Origin of the sequence: Streptomyces sp. WM6372 (assembly GCF_001279655.1) — a bacterium.
In the GTDB taxonomy this organism is placed as follows: domain Bacteria; phylum Actinomycetota; class Actinomycetes; order Streptomycetales; family Streptomycetaceae; genus Streptomyces.
The window spans coordinates 1-5,465 of record NZ_LGDB01000045.1 but is presented as its reverse complement, the minus strand read 5'-3'; the positions used below and the strand labels follow the sequence as shown (position 1 = coordinate 5,465).

Genomic DNA, 5,465 nt, shown 5'->3' with positions numbered 1-5,465 from the left:
GTGCCGAAGGCACGGAGCGTCGGGGCCCGGCGGTGAGCCGGGAACGCGCGCGGCGAGCGGAGCGAGCCGCCTTGATGAGGTAGAGAAACCTGTAACAGGCCTGCGGGCCATGGCACTTCGTGCGATCACTGGCACTTTTTCTGACAGTGCCGTCCTGGGGGCGCGAGTACCTTCGTAGAGTCGAAGGGAGCCCATCGTGGGGGCCGAACTGAGCACAGGGCAAAGGGTGGCACGAGCACGCCGCCGACTTGGCTGGGACCAAGCGCAGCTGGCAGCAGCTGTAGGGCGCTCGGTCAGCTGGGTCTCAAAGGTGGAGACCGGACGGCTTCCGCTAGATCGTATGAGCGTTGTTGGGCAGCTCGCCGAAGCCCTCGACATCGAGGTCATCGAGCTGACAGGACAGCCTTACCGCCACGACTCCTCGGAACTCGACTCGGGCCACGCTGCTATCCCCGGCCTTCGTCTTGCTCTTCAGCAGGCCACGATGCCCGGAGGCGCCCTTCTCCTCGGTGGTATCGAGCCCCCGTCTCTTGCGGAGATCTCGGTGCGGGTGGAGGCCGCCGAGCGACTCCGTCAGGACGCCAAGTTCACGGCCCTCGGTGATGTCCTCCCCCAGATCCTTCGCGATCTCATCGTTGCCTGCGACGTGGCGGATGGCGACGATCTCGCCCGCGCCGAGTCGCTGATGCTCCGAGCCAGCCACATGGCCCGCGTCTCCTCGAACCTGCTCGGTCATCACGACCTTGGTTGGAGTGCTGTCCAGCGTGAGCTGGTCGCGGCTGAGCGCGCTGAGTCGCCGGCGCTTCGAGCTGCTGCTCGTTGGGACCTCTGCGGGGTTTGGCTCTACGAAGGGGAAGTGGCGGCAGCGCGGGACATGGCGCTCCGAGCCCTGGACGACCTCGAACCGGATCTCTCGACCGCGGACGAGAACATCCGCTCCTTGTGGGGTGCCATGCACCTCCGAGCCGCCGTGGCCTGGTCGCGTCTGTGGGACCGTTCCGAAGCGGAGTCCCACCTTGCCGAGGCTCGCCGGACAGCCGCGAACCTCCCTGCCGACGGCAACGTCTTCCAAACCCAGTTCAACGCGGTGAATGCGGAGATCCACAGCGTGGAAGTCAGCCTAGAGCTGGGGCACCCGCGCGACGTGCTTTCCCGGTCCGAATTGGTCGACGTCATGCACATCGCCTCGGGAGAGAGGCAGTCTCACTTCTGGGTCTGCACGGCGGCCGGTCAGATGATGAACGGGAAGGCCGAGGCAGCGGCGGGCTCCATCCTCCGTGCTGACGCGGTGGCTCCTCAGCACGTACGCAACCGGCCCGTCGCCCGGAACCTGGTAGACGACCTGCGGTCTGCCAACCGGAATGCCCGCACGGAGGAGATCCGGCGTCTGGCCGGACACATGAAGCTCAGCTGATCAAGCCGGACGGAGAGGGGGCCGTCGCCGTGAGGGTGGCAGAGAAAGCGCGATTACTCGTGGAGCTGCACGAGATCCGGAAGAAGCTGGCTGAGGCAGCGCAACGCGTGGATCGTGTGTCTGCTGCGGTCACGGAAGATCGGCCACGTGCCCTTCAAGGCGGTCGAGCCGCGAGTTGATGAGCTCGAGTGCGGCCTTGATCTCGGCCAGCTCGTTGGCCAGGGTCGGGGCCTGCTCCGTCTCGACTGCGGGCGGGTCGCTGGCGACAAAGGTGCCGCGTCCTTGCTGGCTCACAATCAAGCCTTCATCGCGAAGGATGTCCAACGCGTGCCGAACGGTCATGGCTGCAACGCCGTACCGCTCGGCCAACTTGGCGTTCCCGTCGAGCCGCTGGCCGGCCGTCAGGCCTCCGCTTGCGATCTGCCGTCGAAGGTCGTCGGCCACCTGCGCGTAGGCGCTGCGGGGATCATCTGGGCTCACGGTCACAAACCCAGGTTATCTAAGTGATCTAAAGAAGTCTGCCCCGGAGGCTTGTGCTCTTCGCCATCTCTACTAATCTAGGTAACACAAGAGAAGTTAGAGATGTCTAGCTGGGAGCGGCGCCCTACCGCCAAGCAGTCCGCCGCTCCCGTCCCTGGAAGGGAGCTTTCATCATGCCCGCATTACTTGAGGCTGTGGAGTCCGCCCCGGTCTCGGTCCGCGACCTGTCGAACATGGAACGCACCGTGGCTCTGTACGCCTCGGAGATGCCGACTGCGTACCGCTATCGCCGGGGCGACGACGAGAAGCTGTGCGGCTGGATCCTTCAGGGCGCTGAGCGTCTGGGGCTGGAAGAGCTGTACCGATCGGCTGCTTGCGCCAGCGGGTACATGCGGCTCTGGGTGGAGGACGAGGCAAGGCCGCGCCACACGGCTGCTCATGTCGCTCGCTTCCCCGTCCAGAAGCGGTTCGACTTGGCTCAGCGCACGGCTTCCATGGTCACGATCGGGCACGTCACGGAAGTCAGCGCCGCTGCCCTGGAGCGCTCGGACCGGCCGATCTACGAGGTAGCCCCTCTCATGGCGGTGGCTGCGTGATCCGGTTGCCCGTCGCTCCCGAGGCCGTGGCTGATGCTGCGGCCTCTCTGGGCACCGATCCGCTCACCCTCGCTGACCTTCTGCGGGTCGCTGCCGATCCTGGCTTCGATCGCTGGCGGGAGCAGGTCCGCCGTACCGGTGGCTGCTCGGACCCGATCCACCTGTCCGGCTCGACCGTGACCCGGGACCGCCGCACTGGGGATGTCCTGTACTCGTACTCGACCGCTGATGAGCCCGGCGGCCGGTTACGGGTCGCCTGCGGCAACCGGCGGGCCTCCCGCTGCCCGTCCTGTGCCTGGACGTACGCGGGGGATACCTACCACCTGATCCGGGCCGGGATCACCGGCGACGAGACCAAGCAGGTGCCCGTGACGGTTCGGGAGCACCCCCGGGTGTTCGCCACCCTCACGGCCCCGTCCTTCGGCCCGGTCCACAGCCGTCCGTCTTCCGGCCGCTGCCGCTGCCGCTGCGGCACCGTCCACGCCGAGACTGACCCGCTGCTGGGCACAGCGCTGGATCCCAGCCGGTACGACTACGCGGGCGCGGTGCTGTGGAACAACTACGCCGGACAGCTCTGGCAGCGCTTCACGATCTACCTGCGCCGGGAGATCGCCGCCCGCGCCGGGATCACGCAGACGGCGCTGAAGGAGTCGTGCCGGGTTTCCTTCGGGAAGGTGGCCGAGTTCCAGAAGCGTGGGGCGGTCCACTTCCATACCGTCGTACGTCTCGACGGACCGGACGGGCCCGACGCTGCTCCGCCCGCCTGGGCGTCGGTCGGCCTGCTTGATGATGCGATCCGGGCTGCGGCGGGCAGAGTCGCCGTCACTGTTCCCGCCTCCGGCGACTTCCCCGCCCGGGTCCTCGGCTGGGGCACGCAGGTCGATGTCCAGCCCATCGGCGGTCTCGGACACGAGGAGCTGACCGAAACCGCGGTTGCCTCCTACGTCGCGAAGTACGCGACCAAGGCCGCTGAGACGACGGGCACCGCCGACCGGCGCATCGGGGAGCTGGCAGAGCTGGACAAGCTCCACCTGCCCGCCCACACCCGGCGCCTGATCGAAGCCTGCTGGGCTCTGGATGCCGCCTACCCGGACCGGCTGCTTGCGCACTGGTCGCACATGCTCGGCTTCCGCGGCCACTTCTCCACCAAGTCCCGCGCCTACTCGACCACCCTCGGAGCTCTCCGCCGGACCCGCGCGGACTTCCGCGCCGCCCAGGAGCGCCGTGAACGCGGCCTGCCTGACCCCGATGACGCCTCGGAGGGCTCCACGCTCGTCCTCGCGCACTGGACCTACGCGGGCCATGGCCACACGCCGGGCGAGTCCTGGCTCGCCGCGAGCATCGCTAACGACATCAAGACCAACCGCGACGTCGCCCGGGAGGCATGCGCCGCGCTCGACCCTGAGGAGGGCCCGTGAACGACCCGCATGACCCCACGCTCGTCCTGCTGACGGTCGAGGAGGCTGCCCGCCGCCTGCGGATCGGCCGTACGACGTGCTTCGCCCTCGTGGCCTCCGGGGCGCTCGAATCGGTCACCGTGGGCCGTCTGCGGCGCATACCGCCGGACGCGCTGCCCACGTACGTCGCCAAGCTCCGTACCGCGGCCTGAGGGGGGTGCTCGTGACCGAGAAGAAGCGGACCCGGCAGCCCAACGGGGCGTCCTCGATCTACTTCGGCAAGGACGGAAAGTGGCATGGCCGCGTGACCGTCGGAGTTCGGGACGATGGCCGGCCGGACCGGCGCCACGTCGAGCGGAAAACTCAGGCCGAGGTGGTTAAGGCCGTCCGCGAGATGGAGAAGAAGCGGGACGCCAACAAGCTGCCCAAGGCCGGACAGCGCTGGACGGTCAAGACCTGGACGGAGCACTGGGTCTACAACATTGCCCAGAAGTACGTTTCGGAGAACACCTACGACGGCTACGAGGTGGACGTTCGCGTGCACCTGGTCCCTGGGCTCGGAGCCCATCGGCTCGACCGCCTGGAGCCGGAACACCTGGAGACCTTCTACGCCAAGATGCAGAAGTCCGGGAGCAAGGCCGCCACCGCGCACCACGTCCACCGGACCATCCGGGTCGCGCTCGGTGAAGCAGTGCGGCGAGGTCACGTCGCCACGAACGCAGCGGAGATCGCCAAGGCGCCCCGACTCGAAGAGGAGGACATCGAGCCGTACGGCATCGAGGAGGTTCAGCGGCTGCTGCTGGAGGCTTCCAAACTCCGGAACAGCGCCCGGTGGGTCGTCGCCCTGGCGCTCGGCCTGCGACAGGGGGAGGCGCTCGGACTCCACTGGGAGGATGTCGACCTGGACGCCGGGTATCTGCGGACGCGTAAGAACAGGCTTCGCCCGAAGTATCAGCACGGCTGCTCGGAGCCCTGCGGCCGGAAGCCTGGGTACTGCCCGCAGCGCGAGCAGATCCGCCGTGAATACAAGAACACGAAGTCTCGTGCCGGACGCCGGACGATCGGGCTGCCCGATCCGCTGATCAAGCTGCTCCGCGCGCACAAGGAAGAGCAGATGCGGGAGCAGGCAGCGGCCGGCACGGATTGGGAAGGCACTGGCTACGTCTTCGCCTCGCCCACGGGCGGACCGCTGATCCCGAACACGGACTACCACCGGTGGAAGCAGCTGCTTCAGGATGCGGGGGTACGGGATGGGCGACTCCATGACGCACGCCACACAGCGGCGACGGTCCTCCTGCTCCTGGGCGTCCCGGATGTCGTCGTCGACGCGATCATGGGATGGGAGCCGGGTGGTGCTGCCCGGATGCGAGCCCGGTACATGCACGTGACCGCGCCGCTCCTGAAGAAAGCTGCCGGGCAGGTCGGCGAAGTGCTGTGGGGCCCGTCCCAGGACAACTGAGACGGAAAGTGAGACGGAGCAACGCAGAAGGCCCCGGCCGGTTTCCCGGTCGGGGCCTTCAAGTGCCCGGTGAGGCACTGGCGGAGGATACGAGATTCGAACTCGTGAGGGGTTGCCCC

The 5,465-nt window shown here is 67.7% G+C and carries 6 protein-coding genes; 5 read left to right on the top strand and 1 reads right to left on the bottom strand.

The annotated features are described in order from the left end of the window. Positions 1-196: 196 nt before the first annotated feature. Positions 197-1,414 (top strand): helix-turn-helix domain-containing protein, encoded by a 1,218-nt coding sequence (locus ADK52_RS05900; RefSeq protein WP_159045852.1) that lies wholly within the window; start codon positions 197-199, stop codon positions 1,412-1,414. Positions 1,415-1,543: 129 nt separating this feature from the next. Here the strand turns inward: ADK52_RS05900 and ADK52_RS05895 are convergent, their stop codons facing one another. Next, positions 1,544-1,900 carry a GntR family transcriptional regulator gene (locus ADK52_RS05895; protein ID WP_053688713.1) on the bottom strand — a complete coding sequence of 119 codons (357 nt, stop codon included), beginning with the start codon at positions 1,898-1,900 and terminating at the stop codon, positions 1,544-1,546. 167 nt (positions 1,901-2,067) lie between these two features. Between ADK52_RS05895 and ADK52_RS05890 the strand changes: the two genes are divergently transcribed. Genes ADK52_RS05890 through ADK52_RS05875 form a run of 4 tightly spaced genes read left to right on the top strand, consistent with a single transcriptional unit; the run spans position 2,068 to position 5,346 of the window. After that, positions 2,068-2,490: a hypothetical protein gene (locus ADK52_RS05890; RefSeq protein ID WP_053688712.1), complete on the top strand. Its 423-nt coding sequence runs from the start codon at positions 2,068-2,070 to the stop codon at positions 2,488-2,490. A gap of 26 nt (positions 2,491-2,516) precedes the next feature. Continuing rightward, on the top strand, positions 2,517-3,908 hold the full coding sequence (repSA, locus tag ADK52_RS05885; protein ID WP_053688716.1) for a replication initiator protein RepSA: 1,392 nt from the start codon (positions 2,517-2,519) through the stop codon (positions 3,906-3,908). Continuing rightward, entirely contained in the window at positions 3,905-4,099 is a 195-nt protein-coding gene (locus ADK52_RS05880) for an excisionase family DNA-binding protein (RefSeq protein WP_053688711.1), read from the top strand. Before repSA ends, ADK52_RS05880 begins: the two co-directional genes overlap by 4 nt. A gap of 11 nt (positions 4,100-4,110) precedes the next feature. Then, the gene (locus ADK52_RS05875; RefSeq protein WP_053688715.1) at positions 4,111-5,346 is read left to right on the top strand and encodes a tyrosine-type recombinase/integrase; all 1,236 of its coding nucleotides are present in this window, start codon (positions 4,111-4,113) and stop codon (positions 5,344-5,346) included. Positions 5,347-5,465 lie beyond the last annotated feature (119 nt).